Origin of the sequence: Sphingopyxis indica, from assembly GCF_032879645.1 — a bacterium.
In the GTDB taxonomy this organism is placed as follows: domain Bacteria; phylum Pseudomonadota; class Alphaproteobacteria; order Sphingomonadales; family Sphingomonadaceae; genus Sphingopyxis; species Sphingopyxis indica.
The window spans coordinates 65691-91887 of sequence record NZ_CP076395.1; the positions used below are offsets into that span (position 1 = coordinate 65691).

Here is a 26197-nt window from a genome sequence, read left to right on the forward strand (position 1 = left end):
GGGGCGGTCTTGTCCGGTCCACAAAAGGGGACATCATGCGCAATTTTTTTGCGGCGACCATGCTGATCGCGCTGCCCGCGACGCTTCATGCCGAGCCGTTGACACTCGACGCCGCGCTGCGGCTGGCCGAAACCCAGGCGCCCGAACTGCGCGGACGCGAAGCGGGGATCGACGCCGCCGAGTCGGCGGCGATCGCGGCCGACCGGTTGCCCGATCCCAAACTCGATCTGGCCATCAAGGATTTCCCGGTCACCGGCCCCGACGCGGGCCGCCTCAACCGCGACAATTTCACGATGCAGGTGATCGGTATCAGCCAGGAATTCACCCATCCCGCCAAGCGCCGGGCGCGTGCGACGCGCGCGCTGGCCGAAATCGGGATCGCGCGCGCCGACGAAGCGGTCGCGGCGCAGGACGTCCGGCTGGCGACGGCGCTCGCCTGGATCGACCTTTTCTATGCCAAGAAACGGCTCAAGAAGCTCGAATTGCTCGATGCCGAGCTCGACGATTTGCAGGCGACGGTGACCGCGCGGTTGGCCAGCGGCGCGGCGCGGCCGGCGCAGGCGCTCGAACCCGAACAGCTCCGCGCCGAGATTCAGGATCGCCGCAGCGGGCTCGCCGCCGAGGTTGCGCGCGCCCGCGCGCAGCTCGCGCGCTTCACCGGCGACGCCGCCGCCGACACGGCAGGCGCGCCGCCGCCGCCGGTCGTCGATGAAAGCGCGCTGCGCTCCGGAATCGACGCGCTGCCGCGGCTGCGCGCGCTCGATGCGCGCGCGCTGGCGGCCGATGCCGAAACCGGGCTCGCACGCGCCGACAAGCGGCCCGACTGGAACGTCTCGGTGGCCTATGGGCGGCGCGAGCCCAATTATGGCGACCTCGTCACGCTCGGCGTCACCATCGACTTGCCGCTCTTCGCCAAGAAGCGGCAGGACCCGAAGATCTCCGCGCGGGCGAGCGAGGCGACGCGCGCGCGGCTCGATCGCGAAGCGGCAAAGCGCGACATCGCCGCGGCCCTCGACGCCGATCTCGCCGATCATCACATGCATCACGAACAGCTCGGCAATGCGCAGTCGCGGCTGGTGCCACTGGCGAAGAAGCGCGCCGAGCTTGACCTCGCCAGCTACGCCGCCGGCCAGCTCGACCTCGGGACCGCATTGCTCTCGACGCTCGCGCTGGCCGAAGCCGAAGTGGATGTACTGGCGCGCGAGGCCGAGGTCGCGCGCGACGCGATCCGGATCAATTATATCTATGGGGAGACAGGGCGATGACCGAAGCGACGACAGCGGTGCGGTGGCGCGCCGGGATTTTGGCCGCGGTGCTGATCGCGGGCGGCGGCGGTTACTGGATCGGGCAGCGCGGCGCGGACGACGTGCCGACGGGCGCCACAAGCGATGGGCGCAAGATCCTCTATTATTACGACCCGATGTTCCCGAACCAGAAGTTCGACAAGCCGGGCAAGTCGCCCTTCATGGATATGGAGCTGGAACCCAAATATGCCGACGAAGGCGGCGGGGCCGACGCCGCGCCGGGCTTTTCGATCGATCCGTCGGCGATGCAAAATCTCGGAATGCGCGTCGTCGCCGCCGAGATGGGCAGCCTCGCGGCGACCTTCGACGTCACCGGCGCGGTCGATTTCAACGAACGCGACGTCGCGATCGTCCAGGCGCGTTCGGACGGCTTTGTCGAGCGCGTCTATCGGCTGGCCCCGGGCGACGTCATCGGCGCCGGGACGCCGATCGCCGATGTTCAGTCGCCCGATTGGGGCGGCGCGCAGACCGAATATCTGAGCGTCAAGAAGCTCGGCCGGCCCGAGCTGACAGCGGCGGCGCGGCAGCGGCTGCGTCTGATCGGCATGTCCGACGCCGTTATCAACCGGGTCGATCGGACCGGGCGGACAAGCGGAACCGTTACGATCAGTTCGCCGATCGGCGGCGTCGTGCAGAGCCTCAGCGCGCGGGCGGGCGTTACGCTGGCGCAGGGCCAGACGCTCGCCGAAATCTCGGGGCTGGCCACCGTCTGGCTAAACGCCTCCTTGCCCGAGGCTCAGGCCGGGGCGGTGCGCGTCGGCCAGCGCGCGGTTGCGACGCTCACCGCCTTTCCCGGCGAAACATTTGGCGGGCGCGTCATCGCGATCCTGCCGACGACGCAGGTCGACAGCCGGACGCTGACCGTGCGCATCGAACTCGCCAATCGCGGCGGCCGGCTGCGCCCGGGCATGTTCGCCAATGTCACGCTCGGCGGCGACGCCAAACCCGCGCTGCTGGTGCCGAGCGAGGCGGTCATCCGCACCGGCACGCGCAGCATCGTCATGCTGGCGACGGGCGACGGGCGCTATCATCCCGCCGAAGTGCAAACAGGGCGCGAGGGCGGCGGCCAGACCGAAATCCTGCAGGGGCTGGCGGTGGGCGAGAGGGTCGTCGCATCGGGCCAGTTCCTGCTCGATTCCGAGGCGAGCCTGACCGGCATCGCCGTCCGCCCGCTCGGTGACGCGAAATGATCGAGCGGATCATTCGCGCCTCGGTCGCGGCACGCGGACTGGTCGTTGCCGCGGCACTGATCCTGACCCTCGTCGGTGTCGCCGCAGTGCGGACGACCCCAGTCGATGCGATTCCCGATCTGTCGGACGTTCAGGTCATCATCCGCACCACCTATCCGGGGCAGGCGCCGCGGATCGTCGAGGATCAGGTGACCTATCCGATCAGTTCGACGATGCTGTCGGTGCCGGGCGCGCGCGTCGTGCGCGGCTATAGCTTTGTCGGCGACAGTTTCGTCTATGTGCTGTTCGACGACGACACCGACCTGTATTGGGCGCGCAGCCGGGTGCTCGAATATCTGAGCCAGGTGCAGGGAAAATTGCCCGACGGCGCGACCGCGTCGATCGGACCCGATGCGACCGGCGTCGGCTGGATCTATGAATATGCGCTGGTCGACAAAAACGGACGGCATGATCTGGCCGAACTGCGCTCGATCCAGGACTGGTTCCTGCGTTACGAATTGAAAGCCGTCCCCGACGTCGCCGAGGTCGCGACCATCGGCGGGATGGTCAAACAATATCAGATCGTCCTCGATCCCCAAAAACTGGCATCCTATGGCGTCACCGTGCGCGAGGTCGGCGACGCCCTGACCGCCGCCAATCAGGAAACCGGCGGCGCGACGGTCGAACTGGCCGAGGCCGAATATATAGTTCGCGCCAGCGGCTATCTGAAGACCCTCGACGATTTCCGCGCCGTGTCGATCCGCACCGCCGCGGGCGGAGTCCCGGTGACGGTGGGCGACATTGCGACGGTGCAAATCGGTCCCGAGATGCGGCGCGGAATCGCTGAACTTGATGGCGAAGGCGAAGTCACCGGCGGGGTGATCGTCATGCGGCAAGGCAAGAACGCCCGCGAGGTGATCGAGAATGTCCGGGCCAAGCTGAATTCGCTAAAGGCCAGCCTTCCGCCGGGGGTGGAGATCGTCACCACCTATGACCGCTCGGGGCTGATCGACCGCGCGGTCGATAATCTGACCTCGAAGCTCGTCGAGGAATTCATCGTCGTGGCGATCGTCTGTGCGCTGTTCCTGTGGCACGCGCGATCGGCGCTGGTGGCGATTCTGACGCTGCCGCTCGGCATCCTCATCGCCTTCATCGCGATGCGCGCACAAGGCCTGAACGCCAATATATTGTCGCTCGGCGGCATCGCGATCGCGATCGGAGCGATGGTCGATGCAGCGGTCGTGATGATCGAAAATGCGCACAAGCATATCGAACGCTGGGCGCACGAGAATCCCGACCGGAAATTGGAAGGGACCGAACGCTGGCGCGCGATCACCGGCGCGGCAGCCGAGGTCGGCCCGGCACTGTTCCTCAGCCTGCTCATCATCACTTTTTCCTTCATCCCGATTTTCGCGCTTCAGGGACAGGAGGATCGGCTGTTCGCGCCGCTCGCCTTCACCAAAACCTATGCGATGGCGGCGGCGGCCCTGCTTTCGATCACGCTCGTCCCGGTGCTGATGGGCTGGCTCATTCGCGGCAAGATTCCCGGCGAGAATGCCAATCCGATCAATCGCTGGCTGACCCGCCTCTACCGCCCCGGGCTCGATTGGGTGCTCGCGCGTCCGAAACAGGCGTTGTTCATCGCCCTACTGGTCTTTGCGACCAGCCTGTGGCCGATGGCGCGGCTTGGCGGCGAGTTCATGCCGCAAATGAACGAAGGCGACCTCCTCTATATGCCCTCGGCGCTGCCCGGGCTTTCGGTGGCCGAAGCGGGCAAATTGCTCCAGCAGACCGACCGTCTGATCAAGACGGTCCCCGAGGTTAGCCGTGTGTTCGGCAAGGCGGGGCGCGCCGACACCGCGACCGATCCGGCGCCGATCGAAATGTTCGAAACGACGATCCAGTTCAAACCCAAGAGCGAATGGCGCGCGGGGATGACACCGGAAAAACTGATCGAGGAACTCGACGCGCGGGTGCGCGTGCCGGGGCTCGCCAATTTCTGGGTGCCGCCGATCCGCAACCGGATCGATATGCTGGCGACGGGGATCAAAAGCCCGATCGGGATCAAGGTCGCGGGATCCGACCTCAAGGCCATCGACGCCAGCGCCAAGCGGATCGAGGATGTCGTCAAGACGGTGCCCGGCGTCGCATCGGCGCTCGCCGAACGGCTCACCGGCGGGCGCTACATCGATGTCCAGATCGATCGCGGTGCAGCGGCGCGCTATGGAATGAACATCGCCGATGTTCAAGCCATCGTATCGGGCGCGATTGGCGGCGCGACGATCGGGCAGACGGTCGAGGGGCTGGCGCGCTATCCGATCAGCGTGCGCTACCCGCGCGAAATCCGCGACAGCCTCGATGAAATCATCAACCTGCCGGTGCTGACCCCGACGCGCCAGCAGATCACGCTCGGCACCGTCGCCGAAGTGCGGATCAGCGACGGTCCGCCGATGCTGCGCAGCGAGAATGGCCGCCCGGTGACCTGGATTTACGTCGATGGCCGCGGGCGCGATTTGCAAACGCTGGTCGCCGACATCCAGGCGGCGATCGCGCGCGAGGTCAAGCTGCCGCCGGGGGTCAGCGTCTCCTACACCGGCCAGTTCGAATTTCTGGTGCGCGCGACCGAGCGGATGAAGATAGTCGTCCCGGTGACGCTCGCGATCATCTTCGGGCTGCTCTATCTGACCTTCCGGCGGCTCGACGAGGCGTTGCTCATCATGGGGACCCTGCCGTTCGCGCTCACCGGCGGGTTGTGGCTGCTCTATCTGCTCGGCTACAACCAGTCGGTCGCCAGCGCCGTCGGCTTTATCGCGCTGGCGGGGGTGTCGGCCGAGTTCGGGGTGGTGATGCTGATCTACCTCAAGCAGGCGCTCGCTGCACGCAGCGACGGCGATGTCGCGGCGGGGGTGCGCGACGGCGCGCTGCTGCGCGTACGGCCCAAGGCGATGACCGTCGCGGTCATCCTCGCAGGCCTGTTCCCGATCCTCGTTGGGACCGGAACCGGCTCCGAGGTGATGAGCCGGATCGCCGCACCGATGGTCGGCGGCATGCTCACCGCGCCGCTGCTGTCGATGTTCATCATTCCCGCCGCTTATCTGCTGATGCGCAGGCGAGCGGCAAAACCAGCTCAACCCAAAGGAGAAACGAAATGAAGAAACTGTCGATCATCGCGCTGGGCCTTGCGCTCGCCGCAGCGCTTGCCGGCTGCGACAAGCAAGGCGAAGCGCCGAAAGCCGAAGAGAAGGCAGCCATGGCCGATGATGCTGGAACCATGGCGACGCCGGCCGAAACCAAGCATGGCAAGGGCACGGCGACCGTGACCGCGATCGATAGCGCGAATGACCAGGTTACGCTCGATCATGGCGCGATCACCGAGCTCGAATGGCCGCCGATGACGATGGCCTTCGCCGCAAAGCCCGAACTGCTGAAAGACATCAAGGTTGGCAACAAGGTCGCGTTCGAACTGGACTGGAACGGCAAGGCTGGAACAATCACCAAGCTCGACAAGGCGCCCTAGCCCACCCTGGGGCTCCCTGCACGTCCGGCGCGGCATCATCGGGCAGCGTCTGCCCTTCATTCGGTGCGCGCGATCCGGCTTCCATCTCGACGACGTCCGCGAACTCCTACCATGGCTGACGATCGGTCCGGTTGCTAGCGGATCAGCGCCGCCGCCGCTCGGTCGCGAAGCCTCGGTCGGTTGCGATAAAGCGCTCGATCATAGGGACGGCGATCTTTTCGGCCGGCACGGGCTCGGCAAGACCGGTCGCCTTGGCATGCACCTCGGCATAGGCGATCAGATCGCGGTACAGCGCCCCCGGCAGTTCGATCGACAGCTTCACCGGCTTGTCGTCGGCGATCGGCCCCAGTCTGAGCTTGCTCATAGCGCCGTACCAGCCGCGGGCTCGAGGATCAGGTCGCGGGTGACGATGACACGCAGCGCGAAGCCCGGCCGGACGGTCAGGGTTGGCGGCACATTCATCTGGCGCTCGACCAACCGACGACCCGACTGGTTGATCGTATCCTGCGATCCGTCGCGCAGCGCCCTTATCAGCGCGTCATCGCCATTCGATCCAAGTTCGGCCCCGACCCCGAGCAGGGTGGAGACGAGGGCGGCGCGGAGCATCCGTCCCCAATGATGATCGGTCCGGTCGGAGAGCCCTGCCATGCCGGCGGCATCGACTCCGGGCTGCCGATCGAGACGGAGCGACCGGCCGCCGGGCAGGATGAGCCGATCCCAGGCGAGCAAGAGGCGCTGCTGTCCTGCCGCGATCTCATTGTCATACTCGCCGACGAGGCGCGCGCCCTGGGGAATAAGCAGGATCTTCCCGCTCGGACTGTCATAGACATTCTGGGTCACTTGCGCGGTTACCTGCCCGGGGAGATCGGAGCGGATGCCGGTGATCAGCGCGGCGGGAATTACGCTGCCGCTCTGAAGGATGAAGGGCGACGATGGCGCCTCGATGCGCTCGGCGCTTTCGAAGGGCCGACGCGCCCCGCCTTCCAGAAAGGCGCGCTGCGCCGACACGGGCGGGAGCGCCGACGCGCCGGACGCCGGGGCCGAAGCGGCGGGCTGTTCCATTCCCGCGCGAAGGCTGTCCGATACCGGCGCCGCCGTACCATCTGCTCCCAGAAAGAGCCGGCTCGACTTGGCGGTGTCGGCTTCCTGCCTTGCGCGCTCGCGGGCCTCACCGGCTGGCGAGCGACCACCGGCAAGTGGCGCGCTGCCCATAGACGGCACCGGGACCATATCGCCCTCGCGCTGCGCCGATACGATCGGCCGTCCCAAGTCTCTCGGCAGCGGCGGTCCGGGCTTCGGCACCTTGCCATAGTCGGCCGGGGCAGCAGTTACCGCGTCGGCGCGGTTCGTATTGTCGGCCGAGTAGAGATTTTCGGCGGTCTTGGGTGTGGGGGATTGCAGCGCGAAGAGCAAAGCACCTCCGATCGCCGTTCCGCCGACGGCGCCGATGGCCGCCAGCGTCTTGCGCGACAGGCGCATGACGCGGGGTGGTTCACCGCGCAGGCAAAAGGCATCGGGTTCATCGGCCTGCATCGCGCCGGGCTCAGACGTCTCGTCGGCAGACATCTTTTCTGCGAGGCCGGTCATGACCGGCCCCGGGGGCGCGGCGTGTCGCGTATGATGCGCACGATATCCGCGTGCTTTCCCGCACCGAGCCGCAGTTCGGCGCGATCGAACAGGCGATCGACGATCATATGGCGTCCCTGGACACGGTAGTTGACGAGTTCGGCTTCACCCGATTCCCCGATGACGAAAAGCGGCGGCATCTCGCCGGTCGCGATGGCCTCGCCAAATTCGATGAAGAGCTGGCGGCCGTCGTCGAAGACGCGGAGCGGCCGCCAGGCGGGCTTGTCACCCGACAGGCGGTAGCGGAAGTTGAGCGCCGCGAGATCGATCGCGGCCGCGACGGGCCTGGTTCGCATCGCTTCGGCCTCCGCCATTCGTAGCGCGAGCAGTTCGTCGGCCGGATAGGTCCATGATACCGATGCCATATAGGTCGAAGCGGTCGCCCGCAGCTCGACATGATAGGTGCGGCGGTCGGTATTGATGATGAGGTTGGTCATGATGTCGGGCCGCGTCGGTTTCACCAATATATGGACGCGGCGCCCCGCGCCGGTTCCGCTCACCGTGTCGCCGATGATCCAGCGCACCGTATCACCCGCCGCCACCGGTCCCGGCCCGACCAGTTGCTCGCCGTCCTGAAGGACGATGTCGGTGATCTGACCCGGCGCCGCATAGACCTGGAAGAGCGCGCCCTCGGCCCATGCATATTGCTGGATCGCATTGCGATAGAGATGCTCGTCGGGCTGGACGCGCGCGTCGGCATTGGCGCGCCCGATACGCTGCCGCGGATCGGCGGGCTCGCCTGCGGCTGCGGGAGCCACGAGCAACGACAGACCAGCGCCAAGCCCGAGCGCAATAGGGCGGATTTTCGTCATTGGCTAAGTTCCTTCGACCAGTTGATAGCGGTGATGAAGACGCCGAGCGGGTTCCGGCGGATCGCGTCGGGGGTGCGCGGCGGCTGGATCGTGACAGTGACGATCGCGGACCATCGCGACTGCTCGATCAGACTGCCGTCCTGATAGCGGCGTTCACTCCAGGCGATGCGGAAGCTGTCCTTCGACGCGCGGATGACGCTCGACACATCGACCGCGACCTGGAATTTCCCGACCTCGGCGAAGGGATCGTTGCTGCGCGCATAATCGTTGAGCGCCTGCGCCCCGGTCGCGGTCGTGAAATCATAGGCGCTGAGCCAGTCCTTGCGGAGCACCACCGGATCGGCGGGGATCGAACGGACATGCTCGATGAAGCGCGCGAGGTGGAAGGCGGTCTGCGGATCGGTCGGCCGATACTCGCCGTCGGCGGGCGTGACGGCGCGCGCTTCGCCCAATTTGTCGACCTCGACCACCCAAGGGGTGATCGTGCCACGCGCCGACTGCCAGACCAGCCCGGCAGCGAGACCGCCCGATATCAGCAGCGATCCGAAGAAAGCGATGCGCCAGTTCTTCGCCTGAACACGGGCCGAGCCGATGCGATCGTCCCAGACCTGCGCAGCGCGCTGATAGGGGGTGACCGGCTCGGGCGCGCGGCCATAATGATTGGTGGGTCTTTTGAACATCGAAGATCAGTCCTTTTCGCTGATGTCGGGCGCGCTGCCGCCGCCGTGGCTGTCGCCGCTCTTCACGATCCGGGCGCCCGTCGTCGCTCCCTGCGTCACCATTTGACGGCGGCGCATCGCAGCGGCCCATGCCGGCGGCGCGTCGGCAGCCTTGGCGGGCGCTGCGCTATCGACCGCACCGTTGCGCCCAGCCTTGAAATTGATCCGCATCGCCTCGGCCGCGCGGCGCAGCGGTGAGGAGGCGGCGCTACCCGCAGTGCGTGCGACATTCGCCAAGCCAGAGCCCATGGCGCTCGCACCGCTCTTCCCGGCCGCGCCTGCGGCATAAGCCCCGGATAGGCTGCCCGCACCGCGAGCCCCGGCAAGGGCAGCGCCGCGCGTAGCACCCACTGCCGCGCCGCCGACTAGAGCGGTGCCGGCCGCACCGGCAGCCAGCGTCGCGCCGGCCGCGACGGCAGTTCCGGCCGCCGCGCCGGCCCCGAGCTGCGGTCCGCCCGCCACGATGCCATTCGCAATGCTCGGACCGAAGATGCCGAGACCGAGCAGGGTGAGCGCGCCGAGCGCGACAGCCATCGCCTGTTCGATATCGGGCTCGGCGCCGATGCCCGCGTTGAGAAAGCGATCGAAGAGCGTGGTCCCGATCCCGGTGATGACGGCAAGTGCCAGCACCTTGATGCCCGACGATATGATGTGACCGAGAACCCGTTCCGCCATGAAGGCGGTGCGCCCGAAGAAGGCGAAGGGGATGAGGACGAACCCCGCGAGGGTCACGAGCTTGAACTCCAGGATCGTCACAAAGACCTGCACCGCGAGGATGAAGAAGGCGAGCACGACGATCACCCATGCGACGAGCAGGATCATGATCTGGACAAAATTGGTGAAGAGCCCGACCGGCCCCAGAAGATCGGCGCTCGCGTCAAGCAAAGGTTCTGCCGCATCGAGCCCCGTCGCAGCGACGACGCCCGGGCGCATGAAGTCCCCGATCGCCATGGCGCCGCCGCTCGCCTTGAGACCGAGGCCCGCGAAGCTTTCGAGCATGATCGTCGCGAGGCTCTGGAAGTTGCCGATGATGAAGGCGAAGACGCCAATATAGAGCGTCTTCTTGACGAGCCGCTGCAGCACATCCTCGTCGGCGCCCCACGCCCAGAAGAGCCCGGCGATCGTCACGTCGATCACGATCAGCGTCGACGAGAGAAAGCCGACCTCGCTGCCGAGCAGGCCGAAGCCGCTGTCGATATAGGTCGAGAAGACCGACAGAAATTGATCGATTACGCCGGTATCGTTCATCGCTCGTCCTTCTCTTGACCGAAGAAGCGCCGCCGCTTCGTTTCCCACGCGGCCTCGCATTCGGGATCCGCGACGGTGACGGTGCGGCAGCGGCGCAGCATTTCGTCGAGGTCGGGTCGTGCGTCCGCTCCGGATATCTGCGGGGGAGCGGACGCACGGGGCGCGGGCGGGTCCACCGCGGCCATAAGGACGAGCGCCAGCGCCATGCCGCCGATCACCGCCCCGACCACGAGCTTGCCCGTCCGGCCCATCTCAATGGCCCTTGCGGAAGCGGCGGAAGCGTTCGCGTCCTTCGGCTTCGGCGGCCGCCGCTCGCGCAGCTTCGAGCATTTCGGCGCGGCCCTGCGCCGCGATCGCCGCGGCGAGGTCACCGAGCTGCTGCGACTGGAGCGCGAGCAACTGATTGCCTGCCTGTGCAGCCTGCAGCGCGCCGGTCGCCGACTGGCTTGCGGTCACCAGCGTGCCGATCGACTGACGCGCACCACCCATGTTGGTGACGACGCCGGCCTGCACCTTCATCGCGTCCTGGAAGGCGCCGACGCTGTTGTTCCAGCGCGCCTCGGCATTGGCGACCATCGCCGCCTGCGGGACCGAAAGCGCCGCGCTCTTGTAGCGCGCGTCGAATGCCTTCTGGATGTCGCCGACATCGAAGGCGACGCGCTGCGCCTGCCCAAGCAGTTCGCGCGTGCGATCGACCTGTCCCTGCAATTCCTGCAAGGTCGAGACCGGCAGACTCTGCAGATTCCGCGCCTCGTTGACGAGCGAGGTCGCCTGGTTCTGCAGCTGCTTGATCTGGTTGTTGATCTGCTCGAGCGTGCGCGCGGCGGTCAGAATATTCTGCGAATAGTTGCGCGGATCATGGACGATTCCACCGATCTGCGCGCTCGCGGGCGCGATGACCGAACCCGCCGGCAGCATCGCCACGACCATCAGGCCGGCCAGCGCCGCACGGGACAAAGAAGACATTTTCATCATATTCACTCCTTCAGGGGGCTGCGATTTCGAGGTTTCCGAGCAGATCGGCGGCCCACTCGAGGCCGCGGTGGCGGAGCCAGGCCGCCGCGAACTGGTCCTGTCCGTGCGCGGCTATGAGCTCGCCGATGCGTATCTGGTCGGATTTCGAGGAGGCGGCAGCGAAGGCGAGCGCGATGTCGCCGAGCCCGAGGTCGAACAGCCGGTTGCCGCGCCGCGACTGGCAATAATAGTCACGCTTCGGCGTCGCCCGGCTCAATATCTCGACCTGCCGGCTATTGAGACCGAAGCGGTCATAGACCCGCGCGATCTGCGGTTCGGCCGCACGCTCGTTGGGCAGGAAGATCCGCGTCGGACAGCTCTCGATGATCGCGGGGGCGATGCTCGATCCCTCGATATCGGCGAGGCTCTGGGTCGCGAAGATGACGCTCGCGTTTTTCTTGCGGAGCGTTTTCAGCCATTCGCGCAGCTGCGCCGCGAAGGCCGGGCTATCGAGGACGAGCCAGCCCTCGTCGATGATGATCAGCGTCGGCGAGCCGTCGAGACGGCCCTCGATCCGGTGGAACAGATAGGACAGCACGGTCGCTGCCGACGAGGCACCGACCAGGCCCTCGGTTTCGAGCGCCTGCACGCGCGTTGAGCCCAGGTGCTCGGCCTCGGCATCGAGCAGGCGGCCCCAGGGGCCACCAACAAGATAGGGCGAAAGGGCGAGTTTCAGTTCCTGCGACTGGAGGAGAACCGCGAGACCGGTCAGCGTGCGCTCGGAAACCGGTGCGGTCGCGAGCGATGTCAGCGCCGACCAGATATGCTCCTTCGCCGCCGGATCGACCGCGACGCCTTCGCCAGCGAGCAGCGCCGAGAGCCATTCGGCGGCCCAAGCACGCTCGGGCGGCTCGTCGATCCGTGCGAGCGGCTGCAGCGCGACCGATCCGTCGCTGCCGGCATCGTGCAGGGCGCCACCGAGATCCTGCCAATCGCCGCCCATCGCGAGCGCGGCGGCGCGGATCGAGCCGCCATAATCGAAGGCGAAGATCTGGTTGCCCTCGTAGCGCCGGAACTGCAGCGCCATGAGCGCGAGAAGTACCGATTTGCCGGCACCCGTCGGGCCGACGACGAGGCAATGGCCGACATCGCCGACATGAAGCGAAAGGCGGAACGGGGTCGAACCTTCGGTCTTGCCATAGAGCAAGGGGGCATCACCGAAATGCTCGTCCCGTTCCGCCCCCGCCCACACCGCCGAGAGGGGTATCAGGTGAGCGAGATTGAGGGTGGAGACGGGGGGCTGGCGAACATTGGCATAGACATGGCCGGGCAGGCTCCCGAACCAGGCCTCGAGCGCATTCACGCCCTCGACGGTGCAGGTGAAGTCGCGGCTCTGGATGATCTTCTCGACCAGCCGGAGCTTCTCGGCGGCCAGCGCCGGATCGCGGTCCCACACCGTGATCGTCGCGGTGACATAGGCGATGCCCGCCTCGTCCGCGCCGAGTTCCTGCAGCGCCATATCGGCGTCGGCTGCCTTGTTCGAGGCGTCGCTGTTCATGAGCACCGACTGCTCGTTGGTCATCACCTCTTTGAGGATCGCGGCGACCGACTTGCGCTTGGCGAACCACTGGCGACGGATTTTCGTCAGCAGCTTGGTCGCGTCGGTCTTGTCGAGCATGATCGCGCGAGACGACCAGCGATAGCCGAAAGCCTGGCGGTTGAGCTCGTCGAGCAGCCCCGGAAAGGTGACGCTCGGAAAGCCGGTGATCGTGAGCGTGCGCAGATGATGATCGCCGAGCCGGGGCTCGAGGCCGCCGACGAGCGTCTCGTCCGCGAGCAGCGCATCGAGATAGGCGGGCGTCTCGGGGACGCGGACGCGCTGGATCTTGGTCGATACGCAGGTGTGGAGATAGGTCAGCGTCTCGCCGTCGCTCAGCCATTCGGCCTCGGGCATGAACCCCTCGACCAGATGGAGAACGCGCCCCGAGCGATCGATGAAGCCCTTCAGCAGCTCCTGTGCGTCGACGCCCACCTTCGAGCGACCCTCGTAGAGCCATGCCTCGGCGCGCGCCGCCTCTTCGGCAGGCGGCATCCAGAGCAGGGTCAGATAGTAGAAGCTCTCGAAATGCGCCCCTTCTTCGCGAAATTGCTCACGGCGCTCGACATCGACCAGCTCGGACACCGGATCGGAAAACTCCGACACCGGATAGGATAGAGCGGGCACGCGCTGCGCCTCGACGAACACCGCCCAGCCCGACCCGAGACGGCGGAGCATATTGTTGAGGCGGGCGGTGACCGCGGCCAGTTCGGCGGGCGTGGCGCTATCGAGGTCGGGTCCGCGGAAGCGCGCGCTGCGCTGGAACGATCCATCCTTGTTCAGCACCACGCCTTCCGCCACCAGGCAGACCCAGGGGAGAAAATCGGCGAGGCGCGCGGATTTCGTGCGATATTCTGAAAGGTTCATCATCAGCGCATCCAGACGGGATATTTGAGGTGACGCCGGGCGACGTCGACGAACTGCGGGTCGCGGCGCGCGGCCCAGACAGCGAGGGCATGACCGATCAGCCAAATGGCGAGGCCGACGAGCCACAGGCGAAGGCCCAGCCCCACGGCACCCGCGAGCGTGCCGTTGACGATCGCAAGGCTGCGCGGCGCGCCGCCGAGCAGGATCGGCTCGGCCAGCGCCCGGTGGACCGGCGCGAAAAAGCCCGGCGCTTCCTCTTCGCGGTTCATCAGACGAGCGCTCCGCCGCCGAAGGAGAAGAAGGAGAGGAAGAAGCTCGAGGCGGCGAAGGCGATCGACAGGCCGAAGACGATCTGCACCAGCCGGCGGAACCCGCCTGACGTGTCGCCAAAGGCGAGGCTGAGGCCGGTGACGATGATGATGATCACCGCGACGATCTTGGCGACCGGACCCTCGATACTTTCGAGGATCGACTGCAGCGGAGCTTCCCACGGCATCGACGAACCGCCGGCATGGGCGGGCGCCGCGACGGTGAGCGCGACGAAAAGCGCGGTCGAGGAGAGCATGGCGCGGCGCGCGCCATGCCGCAGGGCTTGGATCATCGATTTTCTCCTTTGGGGGTGATGAGGGCGGTCAGGCGATATTCGCCAGTCGCGGGATCGAGCCCGTCGACGCCAGCGAGTTCGGAAAGGCGCCGACCGGTTCCGTCGCGGACCAGCACCACGACGAGATCGATGGTCTCGGCGAGCAGCGCGCGCGGGACGGTGATCACCGCTTCCTGGATGAGTTGCTCCATCCGGCGGAGCGCGCCGAGCGCACTGCCCGCGTGGATCGTGCCGACGCCGCCCGGATGGCCGGTGCCCCATGCCTTCAGAAGATCGAGCGCCTCGGCGCCGCGAACCTCGCCGATCGGAATGCGATCGGGGCGAAGGCGGAGCGACGAGCGGACGAGATCGGAGAGCGAGGCGACACCATCCTTGGTGCGCATCGCGACGAGGTTCGGCGCAGCGCACTGAAGCTCGCGCGTGTCCTCGATCAGGACGATCCGGTCGGTGCTGCCCGCTATCTCGGCGAGGAGAGCGTTGGTCAGCGTGGTCTTACCGGTGCCGGTGCCGCCAGCGACAAGGATGTTGAGCCGGTCGCGCACGCCGGCGCGAAGGATCTCCGCGGCCTCGGACGTCATGATACCCGCAGCGACATAGTCAGCGAGCGTGAAGACGGCGATTGCCGGCTTGCGGATGGCGAAGGTCGGCGCGGCAACGACGGGCGGCAGCAATCCCTCGAAGCGCTCGCCGCCATCGGGAAGCTCGGCGGACACGCGCGGCGCCGCCCCGTGGACCTCGGCGCCGACATGATGCGCGACAAGCCGGATGATGCGTTCGCCGTCGGCCGCGCTCAGCGTCTCGCCGCTGTCCTCGATCCCGTGGCCCAGCCGATCGACCCAGAGGCGGCCGTCGGGGTTGAGCATGATCTCGATGATCTCGCGGTCCGAGAGCCACTCGGCGATCGCGCCGCCCATGGCCGTGCGCAGCATGCGTGCGCTGCGGTGACGTGCCTCCAGCCGGATCGGTTCTGCGCCCATCGGGTCCCCGTTTCTTGACGCGGGACAAGGGCGCCCCGCTCAACGGGGATGAGTAAGAGACGCAGCAAAGCGCCGGATTCAACAAGCTTTTCGCGGCGTCGTAGCGTGGCGATGAAAGACAGGCGGTGGCGTAGGTGCCGGCGATCTCGAGAACCGGTCCAGCCCGGAACGCGGGCGCGACAACTTGCGTCGCGCGCGATTATGGCAAGAGTGTAGCAATGACTGATTCGGGGTCGCAGCCGTCGGACGAGCCTTTGCGCTGGGCGCGTCTCACCGGGAAACAGCGCGCATGTCTCGATTTGCTGCTCGAGCGCCAGACCTCGAAACAGATCGCGCGCCGCCTCCAGATATCGAAGCAGGCAGTCGATCTGAGGATCACCACTGCCCGGCATATCCTCGGCGCCGCCAATCGCGACGAGGCCGCGCTCATCTACGCCCGGCTGCGCCAGACCTACGACCGGATACCATGTGATCCGGTCATACTACCGCCGGGCACTGACCTCGTGCCATCCGATTTCCCGGACGGCGAGCCGGCTCCGCTGGCGCTGAACGACATCATGGCCGACCCGCCGTCCAAGGGTCTCTGGAGGCACGATCATCGTCGCGCGAACCGGGGCTGGATCATGGTAGCCATGCTGGCCTCTATCGTTTTTCTCGCCCTCGCGGCGGTGACGATCGGCGAAACGCTGACGCGTCTCTTTTCCAGCTGACCCTTTCGCACAGTCGATCATCTACAGCCGGAGCACTGGCTTTCGGCAGAGGAGAAGTCATGTCCAACGAAATCACCATCACGGCCGCACGTCTCATCCGCGACGTCCCTGCGGCCGAAGTGCGCATCGACGACGCGCTCATCGCACTATCCTCGCTGATGGCGAGCGTGGTCACCGCCCGCCGCGATACAGCCGGGGTGCCCGCGATCAAGGGACATTCCACGATCCGCCGGTTGATGAAGGCACAGGTGGCGCTGGTCGGCGTCAGCGGCGAAATCTTGCGTGTTCATGGCGAGCTTGCCGAAATCGGCCGCGAAACCGCAGGCTACGACCTTCACGAATGCCCGTCGATCGCCGGGACGCACACTGGCGTCCAGACCGTTTCGGCCTGACGCGGATTGACGGGCAGGCACCGCCATGAAAGTCTTGGTTCATGCGCATCGCATTGTTCCTTGGATTTCTGGCGGTTGCCATAAGCTATGCCGCCTGGCGGGGTGGCGGCCCGGAACGCGTGATGGCAGTGATCGCGGCAACGATGGTGGGGCTCGATCAGTTGCTCCATGCCTTCGTCCCGCCGAATTTCCTGTCGCTCGACAGCGGTCACCTCGCGATCGACCTGTTCGGAGCGGCGGCGACGATCATCCTCGCGCTTTTTGCGCATCGCTTCTGGCCCATGTGCGTCGCTGCTTTGCACATTACCCCACTGCTGGCGCACACAAGCCGGATAATCGACGTCCATCTTCACCCTGCAGCCTATCTCACCATGCAGGTGGCGACGTCCTGGCTCGTCCCCGCAATCCTCATCCTAGCAACCTGGCGTCACCGGCGACGGCTGGCGCGAGGCGACAGCGAGCCATCCTGGCAGATCTCGTCGCCGTCATCGAACCCGACAATGGCGCCGCGCTAGCCGAGACCCTGCTCGCCGAATATCACACGCTGGCCCGCCTTCTCGCGCAGACTCCCGAGGCACTGGCACGTACATTGGGCCGAGACAGCCCTGTGGGCGCACTGCTGGTCGCGGCCCGGGCGGCCATGATCGAATCGATGCGCGCCGAACTCGACGACCGTGGCATTGACCCCGCCAGCCCCAGACTGATCAGCTATCTCAAACTGTCGATGGGAGCACTACCCCATGAAACGCTGCGGGTGCTGTTCCTCGACGCGGCGCGCCGCCTGATCGCCGACGAACAATTGCAGCAGGGTACGATCGGTCATCTCGCAATCTATCCCCGCACGATATTCCGCCGCGCAATCGAGCTCGACGCTGCGGCGATCATCCTCGTGCACAATCATCCGAGCGGCGATCCCACGCCGAGCGAAGCCGACGTCGCGGCAACGACGAGGCTGTCCGCCATCGGCCGTTCGCTCGATGTCGAATTGCTCGAACATATCGTCGTCGCGCTTCGCGGCCACCGACCCATCCTCGACCGCAAGGCCACACGGCGCTCCTCGCCCGCGCCAGACTATCGTCTTTGCGACAAATCCAACAATTGGCGAAACGCGCCCGCGGCCCCGCGTGCGCTGGCGAACGCGCAGCGCACGGCGCGTCGGCGACTGCTTCGCCGGCAGCTCGTCGGGGCGCCCGACATTTTCGGCGAACCCGCCTGGGACATGCTCATCGAACTTTTCATTCACGAGGCTGAAGCAAGGCCCGTTTCGACGAGCTCGCTCTGCATCTCGTCGGGACTGCCGATGAGCAGCGCGCTCCGGCTCCTGCAGCGCCTGACCGACGCCGGCCTTGTCACGCGAGAAGCCGACCGCACCGATGGGCGGCGCAACTTCATCCGCCTCGACCCCGATCTCGGGCATCGCCTCATGGCCTATTTTGCGGAACGCGATGATTGACAGCTATCGACGTTTTGCAAGGGCTCCTCGTCCGCGGATGCTCTTCCGCAATTCATCCATCGGATGATTGGATCGCTCGCAAAAGCTAGAGTCCCATGCCGGGCAGCGATGCCGCCGCTTGCGAGACCGACGCGCTGATCTCCTTGTCGGCAGCGGGCGCCGCGATGGCCGCCCGCGAAATTGCGGCGCCCGCGACCGGCGCCCGCGATAGCGCGGTCTGGACAACGCCGGCGCGCTCATTGATCGCCGAAATCAGCTTCGCGCGATCATCGGTGACGATCGTCGCCGTCTCCTTCGCGCGCGAAATGCCAACATAGAAGCTCTTCTGGTCGACCAGATTGGTCGCCTTGCTATCGGCGTGGATTATGACATAATCGGCGGTGCGTCCCTGCGCGGCAAAAGCGGTATCGACATAAGCGTGGGCGATATGCCGGTCGCGCGCGGCATCGAGGCCGAGCGTCTGCACCTGTCCGCGCGCGCCAAGCACCGTCGCCGTCCGCGCCTGCTCGTCAATTGCGGCAATTTCGCCGCGCGCGCCATTGATCCGCCCAGCCTCGCGATCGTTACGGGTAAAGCGGATGCTGTCCCCAGTCCTGAGGTCCATATTTTGAGGCGCGAACACCTGCGCCTTGCCGGCACCCCATTGGCGAAGCCGCCAGTCGACCTCGCGCCCATCCTCGGACCTGAGCGCAATGGCGGCTTTCGCCGGATCGACCGCCTCGACACGATAGGCTTCGCCGCGCGCGACGCCCTTGTCGGCATAGTCGCGCGTGAAGCGCACGACATCGCCCCGGTCGTAGCTTAGCGGGTCGCGCGCCTCGGCGCGGGTCAGCCCCTTGTTGACGAGGCTTTCGACGGCGACGGCCGGACCGGAAAGTGCGCCTGACCTGACGAGCGCCTCCCTTATGTCCGCTGTCAACGCGTCGCGCCCTTCGCGCGAGGGTTCGATCACGAGCGTTCGCGCGCGCGCCGCCTTGTCGAGTTCGGCATAGCGTTCGGCGATCGCGGCGAAGCGGCCAATGCGATCGGCATGTTCGACGATCTGGCCGCCGCCACGGTCGAGCGCGGCGAGCGCTTTCTTCGCATCGCCCTCGATCGACGCGAGCACCGCCTCCTTCGTGGCCGCATTGCTCTGCCGGACGATCTCGCCGAGCGTGGCGGTTTCCATGCCGGCGGTCTGGAGCTGCCCAAATGCCGCGCCGGCTTCGACCGATCCGAGCTGCTTCACATCGCCCACAAGGATGACGCGGGCATCATCCTGCTCGGCCAACTCAAACAGCCGCGCGGTATCGCGCGCCGACAAGAGCGAGGCCTCATCGACGATCCACGCGACCGGCTGGCCGGATGCCGAACCTTCGGGCACGAGCAAATGGCGCGCAACGGTATCGCCACGCGTGCCAAGCGCCTCACCGAGTGTCATCGCCGCCGACGCGGTCGGCGCCAGCGCGACCACCGACACGCCACGCGCTTCGGCCTCGCGCGCGAACGTCGCAAGAACCGTTGTCGTCTTGGCGGTCCCGGCATAGCCTTGCACCGCGGTGATCCGGTTGCGGCTGGTCAGAAGCTGCTCGGTCGCCGCGCGCTGGTCGGCATTCCAGCCAAAGCCGGACCGCTCCGCCTGCGCGGCCGCACCCGCGACAGCCTGGGCTGCCGCAAGCTGCGACGCGATCGGCGTGAGAGCACCCCGCCCTTCCGCTTCAATCCGCAGCAGCATCTTCTCGGCCGCGATATTCTGCCGAGTCGTGAATCCGTCGAACGCGGCACCGCGCCGATCGATAAAGGTGCGGTCGACCAGCTCGCCCTCTTTTGCCGCCCGCCCGATCGCCTCGCCGATCTCGGCATATCCGACTTTCCCAAGACCAACCCGTCCCGCTTCCTCGTGAAGCGCCGCCACCGCAAACACCGATTGCCGCTCGCCAAGCTTCTCGGCGGCATGGGCGACGGCGCGATCGGCGATCGATGGATCGGCAAGGTGAATCCCATTTGCCGCCCTGGCCTCGGCCTCGCGCACCAACGCCAGCCGGGCCTCGGCATCGAATCCCGCCCGGTCGGCGGTCGCGCGCCAGTCGGCGACAAGCGCGCCATGATCGGTCGCGACCTTCGCCTGCCGCGTATCGAGCGCGGCGACCTGCTTCTCGGCGGCGCTGGCTTCTTCGCGCGAAGTTCCGCGTTCGCCGAGCGCCGCCTCGATCTCGGCGCTGCGCGTACTGAACGCCGCCATCACGTCTGTGGAGACGCCCTTGATCTCGAACATGGACTCCTTGCCCGGTGCAATCTCATAACCGAGCTCGCGGACCTTCACGGCCAGCTCCTGCCGGTAGATGGCGCCAATCTGCTTCTGAAGCTGATAGACGGCACGCGGTTCGAGGCTGCGCCACGATCCATCCTCGCCCTGCGTCGCATTCATGATGACATTATGGGTATGAAGCTGCGGGTCCTGCGCCCGGCTGGTCCCGTGCTGAAAGCCGGCGACAACGAGATTGCCGGTGGCCTCACGCGTCACGCTGCCGCCGTGCCGAACGCGGGTCGCGGCCATATGCGCCTCGATATGCGCGAGCGTCGTCTTCACGGCCTGCCCATGTGCCTCGATCAACCGCCGGTCGCCCGCAACCTCGGCCATGATCGACACCGACTTGGGTGCGCTGAGGGTCACATCCCAGCCGGGACGATGTTCGAGCTGGCTGTCACGAACCGTGCCGAGCTGTTGGCCCGCGACCTTGCCGTCGAGCAATTCCCGAAAGGTGTCGCGATCGACCTCGTCCGTCAGCCCAAGCTCCTCGGCGCCCTTGCCGTGCCATTCGGACGGCGACAGCCCGCCCTCGGCATAATAATCGTCGGCCTCATAATAGCTGCTCGCCTGCGCCGAACTCGTCAGCGCCGATACCGACGCGACCATCAGACTGGTCCGTCGCCGCTCGGCTGTGGTTTCGGCGGCTCCGGCTCGGTGGGCGGCACCGTCGATGGTTGCACGGCGGGCTCCGCTTCAACCGGCGGTGTCCCGACCGGCGGCGCTTCGACGGACTGCTGCCAGAGGCTGGTCGTGGGATCGCCCGCGACATATCCGAGCTGGCGCGCCTTGCCGCGCCGCACGATATGGTCGTCGGTGAGCGCGATGCGCGCGACCGGCAATCCATCGGGGAACAGCAAATAGCCGCGATGCCTGGGAAGGCGCAGTTCGCTCTCGAGGACGGCGGGCCGGACCTTGCGCTGGCGGCCGAGCGTCGTGCGCGGCTTGTAGTCGCCGTCGGCGAGGGCATCGGTCATCGTCGGCAGCTCGACCTCGCAGCTTCCGATGGTGTCGCTCGCCCATTGCCGGGATTCGCTGTCGGTCATCTGGAGGAACAGCTTGGTGTTGCAGCAGCCGAGCATCGATTCGGACAAATCCTGTCCGTAGCGATGTCGCATCTGCCCGATCGCCTGAAAGGTGAGGATGACCGCCGCCCCGAACTTGCGCCCCTCGGGTAGCAGCCGCGCGAGATTGTCGACGCGCGGCAGGTCGGCGAGTTCGTCGAGGATGAACCAGACACGGCGGTCGGTCGAGGGCGACAGCCCGAGCAGGGCGCTCGCGGCGCATTCGAGCCAGCAGGCGAGCAGCGGCTTCGATGCCTCGAAATAATCCTCCTTCCGCGGCACGAAGACCCAGGGCTTCGGACCGGGATGCATGTCGAGCCCCGATATGAAATCGCGGAATGCGAACGCCGTCTCCTTGCCCCCGTCGATGCGCAGGAACTGGATGAGGTTCGCGGCCTTGGCGAGCATGAACAGCACGCTCCCCGTCGCGCGGTCGGCGTCGTCGGCGAAAGTGCGCGCCGACGAACTGTTCCCGAGCCATAGCTTGAGATCGTCCTTGGTTCGCACCTGCAACGCGTGGAGCAGATCGGGGAGCGTGCATTTACCCTCGCGCCACAGCGCGCGGATCATGTTCGCGACGAGGATGCGGCTCGTCTCCAGCCACACGTCGCGGTCATGCTGCCCGGTTTCGGTGATAAGCTGCTGCGCGATCCGGTCGGCATCCGCCGGATGCGCGATCTCGGCGAACGGTGTCCAGGTCGCACAGCGCGCATCGAACGGATTGAGGATGATGTCGCCGCGCTGGGGATCATAATATTGGGCGACGAACTCGCCGCTCGTGTCATAGACAAGCGCCGCCTCGCCGCGCGCTTCGATGCCATCGAGCATCTGGCGCAGCACCGTGGTCTTGCCGCTGCCTGTCGTGCCGACCATTGCCATGTGGCGGGTTTCGAGGCGAGGCGGGATGGGCACTGTCGCGATGGCCAGGGCATGGCCCCCTGCTTCGGCACGCGTCAGCTGCGCGAGCTTCTTCTCGGTCGTAACGATCGTCCCGCCGATCACGCGATCGCGAAGCATTTGTTCCCGCCGCCGGGCCATCGCGCCGCGCAGCAAGAACAGGCCCGCCAGCCACGCGATGAACCCCAGCCAGCATCCGCGCACAAAGAAGGCGATCACCGTATCGGCTGACCGGCGATAATAGGGATGCGCCGCGACCGCGCGGGCCGATGCTTCGTAGCGCTCTTCGCCATGACTGATCATGACGCCGGGCTCGGCGTCGGTGCCGCTCGATATCCAGGTCTTCAATCGTGCGACATACCATGTCCCCGTCGCCTGCATCGTCGTCGGCGTCAGCATCAGATAGGGGAGCGTCAGGCCGCCGAGCGCGATCGATCCCGCGAAGACGATCGCATGGTGCTTGAACCGCCGCGCCTGGTTCGAACGCCAGTGGCGCCGCAGCGCATCGGCATGGATGCGCTGGTCCCGATCGCGCATCATGACCGGTCCTCCTCCGCAAGGCGTCGCTGGCGATCATAGGCACGGCCGATCTCGGCGCTGATCTCCTCGTCGCTCTTCCCGCCACCGAAGGCGGCGCTGCGCGCATAGCAATAGGCAGCGCAGGCAGTGAACAGGGTGCGGTCGAGCATGCGCTCGACATCGACCAGCCGGGCACTGATCGACACGATCTCGGCGACGAGTTCTCGATTGTCGGACCCGTCACCAACCGGGCTCGACAGCGCCGCAACCCCGGCTTCGACGCAGGTCGCGAGGATCGCATAGGCGGTGTCGCCTTTCGCCTTTGCTAGCTCGCCGACCGCCTTGTCGACCTCGACCGGCAAACGAACCGTGTGCCTGACCAGCTTCATCGTGAGGCCCGATTGCGACGCCGATGCGACGTCTCCAAAAGTGGCGAAATTCCTCCATTTCTGCGTAGGCCAGCCGACGTGACGTCGGATCCGCCGCTCGAAAAGTGGCAGAAAAGCTGGATGCACCCGTGCGTGAGGTGTGTATCCAAATTACGGGTCCGATGCGTAGCATCGCGGCCCCGCAACCTTGCCTGAAAGACGGCCGGGTCAGACATTATCCAGGCTGCCGGAGACGGAGGTTGCCAGGCTGCCGTAGGCAATGAACTGGCGCCGTGAAACTGTTTTCGAAAGGCAGTCACGCTGCGAGAGACGTGGCAACCGCGAAGATAATCTGGAGGATTCAACATCACCGATAACTCCGTTCCGACAGCACAATGAAGATCGAAGAATGAGCTGCCCCTGCCTGAGGATTCGCTGGGGCAGGCGGGCCGGGTTCGGCGCCACCGGTTGCAGCCGGACGCACTGCAAAGAGCGCTGCATCGCGCCAGCCGGGCGCAGCGCGCGGGGGCGGACTGACCGGTAAATCGCCCGCCGACGACTGCAGTTCGGGCGCAATCCTGGCGACATAGGCGCGCGTCTCAGCAGGCAGTCCGCGTCGTCCCGCAACATAGGCATCGGCGCGACCGGGACCCGCATTATAGGCCGCGAGCATCAGTCCGACATCGCGATAGCGGTCCCACATCGCGCGCAGATAGGCGCCGCCCGCGAGGATGTTCGCGCGGGGGTCGAAGGGGTCCGAGCCGAGCCGGTGGCGCGCCGTCAGCGTCGCCCAGGTTGCGGGCATGATCTGCATCAGCCCCATGGCGCCGGCGTGCGACACGGCGCCGATCCGGCCGCGGCTTTCGGCATGCATCACGCGCCAGATCCAGAGCTCCGGGATACCGAAGCGCTGCGCCGCTTCGGCGACCCGATCGGCATAGGGGTGGCGCTCCGACTGCGCCGCCGCGGCAGCCGGAGTGCAGATCGGCGGCAAAAGCAGCGCAGCCGATATGGCCGCGCGCCGTGCAACGACGCGCATAGGCCAGCACAGGACAGACAGGATGGCGAGACTTCGCCGCAGCCGCGCAACAATCATCGTCCTTGCTCCATCTCGTCGGCAATTGGTTCGAAGGAAGGGCTCGCGTGGTGCCAGCGAAGCGATGCTTCGGCGCTGGCGCGCGTCAAAACAGGGTGCGCCGTGCCGATCAGTCCGGACGCCGAAATCGGCCCGAAATATCGCCCGTCGAGGCTGCCCCGCGCGGCATTGATCAGGAATAATTCCCGCGCCCCGACGATCCGGCAACCGCGCCAGACCGGGAGCGGACGATCCGCCCCGTCGCGCGCCAGCGCACGGGCGACGCCCGCGCCGTCGATCGTGACGGATGCACCCGAACGGCAGACCAGAGAGCCCGGAAGCGCGGCGACGCGCTTCAGCAGCGGAACGCCGCGCGGCAGATAGCCGCGACGGGAAAGATAGATCGCAAGCGCCGGCGGCGGGTCGATGGCGACAAGCTCGCCGAGCCGAGGCCGCGCACCGACATCGATCCGGTACACGCCGATGGCGGCGCTGGCGCTCGCATTCCAGAGCAGTCGCGGCGCCGGCTTCAGCCAGGCGACTGCGACGAAAGAAGCGGTAAACAGCGCCGCTGCGCCGACCGTCGCGCACAAGAACCGGCGGTTCATGCCTCGATCGCCCGGCGGCGGAGCCATGCCGTATGGCGATCGAGACTATAGGGCCGGAAAGGCAGGCCGGCGGCGAGCCGGTTGCCGACATGGCGCCAATGGTCGGGCGATGCATCGCACGCCTCGATGCCAGCCGCCTCCACCGCGTTGATCGCTGCGAGCGCCTGCTGGACCTTCGGCCAGCCGTCGATCCGCGCAAGGATTTCGGCGCCGGGGCGGACGAAAGGCAGCGTCGAAAATGGTTCGCCGGGCGTCATCGCAATTGCGATCGCGATGGTCGAATGGATGGTACCGAAGTCGTTCGACGTCCACCGCACGAAGCCAAAGACCGCGCCGGGACGAAAGGCCATGACGCGGGTGCTGCGGCTCAATATCCGCTCGGCGGCGACGCGGCCGAAGCGGATCCATTGTTCGTGGCGGCCCTCGATCCAGGTCAGTTCGACCTCAGTCAAGCCGCAGCCGTGGGGCGACGCGGAAACACATCCGCTACCGTCGCGGGGGCGGGAGAGCGAAACGCCGGGCGCTGCGACAGCGCGCGGCATCAGGCGAGCCCCCGGCGCGCCGGATGCACGGTGCCGACGCCCGGATCGGAGGTCGACGAGCGCCGCCCGAGTTCGACCCATGCATCGAGTTCGTCGATCGCATAGACCACGCGCCCGCCGAGTTTGCGATAGGCCGGGCCGGTGCCATAGCAGCGATGCTTTTCGAGCGTGCGCGGCGAGAGGCCGACGCGGCGCGCTGCATCGGGGGTCCTCAGATATCGGGGAGGGTGCGCGGCGGTCATGGGATGCTCCTTCCAGCGGCGGCTCCTGAAAAGGCGGGGCAGCGCGCGATGGGGCGTCGTGGCGCGAAAGCGGGAGCGCGGGGGAGCGGCTGAATCGCCGGGCTATTTTTGTCGCCCCGCGCGGCCGGCGAGCAGCGCGCGATAGCCGCCTGCGGCAAGCGCTTCGGCTTCGCGGATAAGGCGCTGGGTCCGGCGGCGCTCGGGGGAAGACTTCCACGACGCGCCCTGTCCGATCGAAAGGCGCGGATAGACGAGGCGCTGCGCCACCATATGGCTCGTGCCCCCGCCGCGCTGGCGAAGGTCGAGGATCGCCAGCAGCAGGTGAAGACGCCGCGCCTGATAGGCGGTCGGCCCGAATATTTGCGCGCCCCGCCGCGCGCCGCGCAGCCATCGATCGAGGCCCGCGAGCGCCTGCAGGCGGGCATCGAGCAGCGCATCGCAGGGGATCAGCGCGGCAAGCGGCTCGCCAACGGGCACACTGCGCAGACAGACCCGATGAAGCGACACCGCATCGCTCATCACCACGTGCGTTTCGTCGCCCGCTGAGCGCGACGCTATGGCCCGAGGCCAATGGCCGGAGTCGAAAAGCGGCCTATTCTTCATACCGGCGATTGCAGGGCCGAGGATTATGACCTGGGGGCAGACG

Annotated in this window: 27 protein-coding genes; 8 read left to right on the forward strand and 19 right to left on the reverse strand. The window is 66.7% G+C overall.

Annotated features, from left to right (window positions below):
• The first annotated feature begins 35 nt into the window (after positions 1–35).
• The 4 genes from KNJ79_RS20740 to KNJ79_RS20755 are packed head-to-tail and all read left to right on the forward strand — an operon-like array spanning position 36 to position 5990.
• On the forward strand, positions 36–1265 hold the full coding sequence (locus tag KNJ79_RS20740) for a TolC family protein (protein ID WP_317154120.1): 1230 nt from the start codon (positions 36–38) through the stop codon (positions 1263–1265).
• The gene (locus KNJ79_RS20745; RefSeq protein WP_217373001.1) at positions 1262–2494 is read left to right on the forward strand and encodes an efflux RND transporter periplasmic adaptor subunit; all 1233 of its coding nucleotides are present in this window, start codon (positions 1262–1264) and stop codon (positions 2492–2494) included. The genes KNJ79_RS20740 and KNJ79_RS20745 overlap by 4 nt, the downstream gene beginning before the upstream one ends.
• Complete coding sequence (locus KNJ79_RS20750; protein ID WP_317154121.1) at positions 2491–5625, forward strand: efflux RND transporter permease subunit; 3135 nt, start codon at positions 2491–2493, stop codon at positions 5623–5625. The genes KNJ79_RS20745 and KNJ79_RS20750 overlap by 4 nt, the downstream gene beginning before the upstream one ends.
• Complete coding sequence (locus KNJ79_RS20755; RefSeq protein ID WP_317154122.1) at positions 5622–5990, forward strand: copper-binding protein; 369 nt, start codon at positions 5622–5624, stop codon at positions 5988–5990. The genes KNJ79_RS20750 and KNJ79_RS20755 overlap by 4 nt, the downstream gene beginning before the upstream one ends.
• Positions 5991–6132: 142 nt before the next feature.
• On the opposite strand, the gene KNJ79_RS20760 is transcribed toward KNJ79_RS20755, so the two are convergent.
• Genes KNJ79_RS20760 through trbB form a run of 11 tightly spaced genes read right to left on the reverse strand, consistent with a single transcriptional unit; the run spans position 6133 to position 15394 of the window.
• Positions 6133–6354, reverse strand: coding sequence for a DUF2274 domain-containing protein (locus KNJ79_RS20760; RefSeq protein WP_317154123.1), 222 nt, complete (start codon positions 6352–6354; stop codon positions 6133–6135).
• Complete coding sequence (locus KNJ79_RS20765; protein ID WP_394357199.1) at positions 6351–7577, reverse strand: TrbI/VirB10 family protein; 1227 nt, start codon at positions 7575–7577, stop codon at positions 6351–6353. Before KNJ79_RS20765 ends, KNJ79_RS20760 begins: the two co-directional genes overlap by 4 nt.
• Positions 7574–8428, reverse strand: coding sequence for a P-type conjugative transfer protein TrbG (gene trbG / locus KNJ79_RS20770; protein ID WP_317154124.1), 855 nt, complete (start codon positions 8426–8428; stop codon positions 7574–7576). The genes KNJ79_RS20765 and trbG overlap by 4 nt, the downstream gene beginning before the upstream one ends.
• Positions 8425–9108 carry a conjugal transfer protein TrbF gene (trbF, locus tag KNJ79_RS20775; protein WP_317154125.1) on the reverse strand — a complete coding sequence of 228 codons (684 nt, stop codon included), beginning with the start codon at positions 9106–9108 and terminating at the stop codon, positions 8425–8427. Before trbF ends, trbG begins: the two co-directional genes overlap by 4 nt.
• A gap of 6 nt (positions 9109–9114) precedes the next feature.
• Complete coding sequence (gene trbL, locus KNJ79_RS20780) at positions 9115–10395, reverse strand: P-type conjugative transfer protein TrbL (RefSeq protein WP_317154126.1); 1281 nt, start codon at positions 10393–10395, stop codon at positions 9115–9117.
• Entirely contained in the window at positions 10392–10646 is a 255-nt protein-coding gene (gene trbK-alt / locus KNJ79_RS20785) for a putative entry exclusion protein TrbK-alt (RefSeq protein ID WP_317154127.1), read from the reverse strand. Before trbK-alt ends, trbL begins: the two co-directional genes overlap by 4 nt.
• Before the next feature lies 1 nt (position 10647).
• Entirely contained in the window at positions 10648–11367 is a 720-nt protein-coding gene (gene trbJ / locus KNJ79_RS20790) for a P-type conjugative transfer protein TrbJ (protein ID WP_317154198.1), read from the reverse strand.
• A 13-nt stretch (positions 11368–11380) separates the two neighbouring features.
• Positions 11381–13816, reverse strand: a complete 2436-nt coding sequence (gene trbE, locus KNJ79_RS20795; protein ID WP_317154128.1) for a conjugal transfer protein TrbE — start codon at positions 13814–13816, stop codon at positions 11381–11383.
• Entirely contained in the window at positions 13816–14082 is a 267-nt protein-coding gene (locus KNJ79_RS20800) for a VirB3 family type IV secretion system protein (protein WP_317154129.1), read from the reverse strand. The genes trbE and KNJ79_RS20800 overlap by 1 nt, the downstream gene beginning before the upstream one ends.
• A complete protein-coding gene (locus KNJ79_RS20805; RefSeq protein WP_317154130.1) occupies positions 14082–14414 on the reverse strand; it encodes a TrbC/VirB2 family protein in 333 nt (110 codons plus the stop codon). The genes KNJ79_RS20800 and KNJ79_RS20805 overlap by 1 nt, the downstream gene beginning before the upstream one ends.
• Positions 14411–15394 carry a P-type conjugative transfer ATPase TrbB gene (gene trbB / locus KNJ79_RS20810; RefSeq protein ID WP_317154131.1) on the reverse strand — a complete coding sequence of 328 codons (984 nt, stop codon included), beginning with the start codon at positions 15392–15394 and terminating at the stop codon, positions 14411–14413. Before trbB ends, KNJ79_RS20805 begins: the two co-directional genes overlap by 4 nt.
• 254 nt (positions 15395–15648) lie before the next feature.
• Between trbB and KNJ79_RS20815 the strand changes: the two genes are divergently transcribed.
• The 4 genes from KNJ79_RS20815 (at position 15649) to KNJ79_RS20830 (ending at position 17949) form a co-directional block, all read left to right on the forward strand.
• The gene (locus KNJ79_RS20815; RefSeq protein ID WP_317154132.1) at positions 15649–16104 is read left to right on the forward strand and encodes a helix-turn-helix transcriptional regulator; all 456 of its coding nucleotides are present in this window, start codon (positions 15649–15651) and stop codon (positions 16102–16104) included.
• Positions 16105–16163: 59 nt separating this feature from the next.
• Positions 16164–16496 carry a hypothetical protein gene (locus KNJ79_RS20820; RefSeq protein ID WP_317154133.1) on the forward strand — a complete coding sequence of 111 codons (333 nt, stop codon included), beginning with the start codon at positions 16164–16166 and terminating at the stop codon, positions 16494–16496.
• 41 nt (positions 16497–16537) lie between these two features.
• The gene (locus KNJ79_RS20825; RefSeq protein WP_317154134.1) at positions 16538–17011 is read left to right on the forward strand and encodes a hypothetical protein; all 474 of its coding nucleotides are present in this window, start codon (positions 16538–16540) and stop codon (positions 17009–17011) included.
• Between the two features lie 125 nt (positions 17012–17136).
• Positions 17137–17949 (forward strand): JAB domain-containing protein, encoded by an 813-nt coding sequence (locus tag KNJ79_RS20830; RefSeq protein WP_317154135.1) that lies wholly within the window; start codon positions 17137–17139, stop codon positions 17947–17949.
• A gap of 85 nt (positions 17950–18034) precedes the next feature.
• Here the strand turns inward: KNJ79_RS20830 and mobF are convergent, their stop codons facing one another.
• The 8 genes from mobF to KNJ79_RS20870 all read right to left on the reverse strand — a co-directional run bounded on the left by mobF (position 18035) and on the right by KNJ79_RS20870 (position 26070).
• Positions 18035–20845 (reverse strand): MobF family relaxase, encoded by a 2811-nt coding sequence (gene mobF, locus KNJ79_RS20835; protein WP_317154136.1) that lies wholly within the window; start codon positions 20843–20845, stop codon positions 18035–18037.
• The gene (locus tag KNJ79_RS20840) at positions 20845–22737 is read right to left on the reverse strand and encodes a type IV secretion system DNA-binding domain-containing protein (protein ID WP_317154137.1); all 1893 of its coding nucleotides are present in this window, start codon (positions 22735–22737) and stop codon (positions 20845–20847) included. The genes mobF and KNJ79_RS20840 overlap by 1 nt, the downstream gene beginning before the upstream one ends.
• The gene (locus KNJ79_RS20845; protein ID WP_317154138.1) at positions 22734–23105 is read right to left on the reverse strand and encodes a hypothetical protein; all 372 of its coding nucleotides are present in this window, start codon (positions 23103–23105) and stop codon (positions 22734–22736) included. The genes KNJ79_RS20840 and KNJ79_RS20845 overlap by 4 nt, the downstream gene beginning before the upstream one ends.
• Positions 23106–23451: 346 nt before the next feature.
• Positions 23452–24180, reverse strand: coding sequence for a lytic transglycosylase domain-containing protein (locus tag KNJ79_RS20850; RefSeq protein WP_317154139.1), 729 nt, complete (start codon positions 24178–24180; stop codon positions 23452–23454).
• Positions 24177–24767 (reverse strand): S26 family signal peptidase, encoded by a 591-nt coding sequence (locus KNJ79_RS20855; RefSeq protein WP_317154140.1) that lies wholly within the window; start codon positions 24765–24767, stop codon positions 24177–24179. The genes KNJ79_RS20850 and KNJ79_RS20855 overlap by 4 nt, the downstream gene beginning before the upstream one ends.
• The gene (locus tag KNJ79_RS20860; RefSeq protein WP_317154141.1) at positions 24764–25309 is read right to left on the reverse strand and encodes a DUF2840 domain-containing protein; all 546 of its coding nucleotides are present in this window, start codon (positions 25307–25309) and stop codon (positions 24764–24766) included. The genes KNJ79_RS20855 and KNJ79_RS20860 overlap by 4 nt, the downstream gene beginning before the upstream one ends.
• The gene (locus tag KNJ79_RS20865) at positions 25309–25551 is read right to left on the reverse strand and encodes a helix-turn-helix transcriptional regulator (RefSeq protein WP_170935583.1); all 243 of its coding nucleotides are present in this window, start codon (positions 25549–25551) and stop codon (positions 25309–25311) included. Before KNJ79_RS20865 ends, KNJ79_RS20860 begins: the two co-directional genes overlap by 1 nt.
• 102 nt (positions 25552–25653) lie before the next feature.
• A complete protein-coding gene (locus KNJ79_RS20870) occupies positions 25654–26070 on the reverse strand; it encodes a DUF2285 domain-containing protein (protein WP_317154142.1) in 417 nt (138 codons plus the stop codon).
• Positions 26071–26197 lie beyond the last annotated feature (127 nt).

What these genes read in the sequence shown, in the direction of transcription:
- KNJ79_RS20740 (WP_317154120.1), top strand. Translation starts at nt 36, where the DNA reads ATGCGCAATTTTTTTGCGGCGACCATGCTGATCGCGCTGCCCGCGACG.
- KNJ79_RS20745 (WP_217373001.1), top strand. Translation starts at nt 1,262, where the DNA reads ATGACCGAAGCGACGACAGCGGTGCGGTGGCGCGCCGGGATTTTGGCC.
- KNJ79_RS20750 (WP_317154121.1), top strand. Translation starts at nt 2,491, where the DNA reads ATGATCGAGCGGATCATTCGCGCCTCGGTCGCGGCACGCGGACTGGTC.
- KNJ79_RS20755 (WP_317154122.1), top strand. Translation starts at nt 5,622, where the DNA reads ATGAAGAAACTGTCGATCATCGCGCTGGGCCTTGCGCTCGCCGCAGCG.
- KNJ79_RS20760 (WP_317154123.1), bottom strand. Translation starts at nt 6,354, where the DNA reads ATGAGCAAGCTCAGACTGGGGCCGATCGCCGACGACAAGCCGGTGAAG.
- KNJ79_RS20765 (WP_394357199.1), bottom strand. Translation starts at nt 7,577, where the DNA reads ATGACCGGCCTCGCAGAAAAGATGTCTGCCGACGAGACGTCTGAGCCC.
- trbG (WP_317154124.1), bottom strand. Translation starts at nt 8,428, where the DNA reads ATGACGAAAATCCGCCCTATTGCGCTCGGGCTTGGCGCTGGTCTGTCG.
- trbF (WP_317154125.1), bottom strand. Translation starts at nt 9,108, where the DNA reads ATGTTCAAAAGACCCACCAATCATTATGGCCGCGCGCCCGAGCCGGTC.
- trbL (WP_317154126.1), bottom strand. Translation starts at nt 10,395, where the DNA reads ATGAACGATACCGGCGTAATCGATCAATTTCTGTCGGTCTTCTCGACC.
- trbK-alt (WP_317154127.1), bottom strand. Translation starts at nt 10,646, where the DNA reads ATGGGCCGGACGGGCAAGCTCGTGGTCGGGGCGGTGATCGGCGGCATG.
- trbJ (WP_317154198.1), bottom strand. Translation starts at nt 11,367, where the DNA reads ATGAAAATGTCTTCTTTGTCCCGTGCGGCGCTGGCCGGCCTGATGGTC.
- trbE (WP_317154128.1), bottom strand. Translation starts at nt 13,816, where the DNA reads ATGATGAACCTTTCAGAATATCGCACGAAATCCGCGCGCCTCGCCGAT.
- KNJ79_RS20800 (WP_317154129.1), bottom strand. Translation starts at nt 14,082, where the DNA reads ATGAACCGCGAAGAGGAAGCGCCGGGCTTTTTCGCGCCGGTCCACCGG.
- KNJ79_RS20805 (WP_317154130.1), bottom strand. Translation starts at nt 14,414, where the DNA reads ATGATCCAAGCCCTGCGGCATGGCGCGCGCCGCGCCATGCTCTCCTCG.
- trbB (WP_317154131.1), bottom strand. Translation starts at nt 15,394, where the DNA reads ATGGGCGCAGAACCGATCCGGCTGGAGGCACGTCACCGCAGCGCACGC.
- KNJ79_RS20820 (WP_317154133.1), top strand. Translation starts at nt 16,164, where the DNA reads ATGTCCAACGAAATCACCATCACGGCCGCACGTCTCATCCGCGACGTC.
- KNJ79_RS20825 (WP_317154134.1), top strand. Translation starts at nt 16,538, where the DNA reads ATGCGCATCGCATTGTTCCTTGGATTTCTGGCGGTTGCCATAAGCTAT.
- KNJ79_RS20830 (WP_317154135.1), top strand. Translation starts at nt 17,137, where the DNA reads ATGATCGAATCGATGCGCGCCGAACTCGACGACCGTGGCATTGACCCC.
- mobF (WP_317154136.1), bottom strand. Translation starts at nt 20,845, where the DNA reads ATGGTCGCGTCGGTATCGGCGCTGACGAGTTCGGCGCAGGCGAGCAGC.
- KNJ79_RS20840 (WP_317154137.1), bottom strand. Translation starts at nt 22,737, where the DNA reads ATGATGCGCGATCGGGACCAGCGCATCCATGCCGATGCGCTGCGGCGC.
- KNJ79_RS20845 (WP_317154138.1), bottom strand. Translation starts at nt 23,105, where the DNA reads ATGAAGCTGGTCAGGCACACGGTTCGTTTGCCGGTCGAGGTCGACAAG.
- KNJ79_RS20850 (WP_317154139.1), bottom strand. Translation starts at nt 24,180, where the DNA reads ATGATTGTTGCGCGGCTGCGGCGAAGTCTCGCCATCCTGTCTGTCCTG.
- KNJ79_RS20855 (WP_317154140.1), bottom strand. Translation starts at nt 24,767, where the DNA reads ATGAACCGCCGGTTCTTGTGCGCGACGGTCGGCGCAGCGGCGCTGTTT.
- KNJ79_RS20860 (WP_317154141.1), bottom strand. Translation starts at nt 25,309, where the DNA reads ATGCCGCGCGCTGTCGCAGCGCCCGGCGTTTCGCTCTCCCGCCCCCGC.
- KNJ79_RS20865 (WP_170935583.1), bottom strand. Translation starts at nt 25,551, where the DNA reads ATGACCGCCGCGCACCCTCCCCGATATCTGAGGACCCCCGATGCAGCG.
- KNJ79_RS20870 (WP_317154142.1), bottom strand. Translation starts at nt 26,070, where the DNA reads ATGAGCGATGCGGTGTCGCTTCATCGGGTCTGTCTGCGCAGTGTGCCC.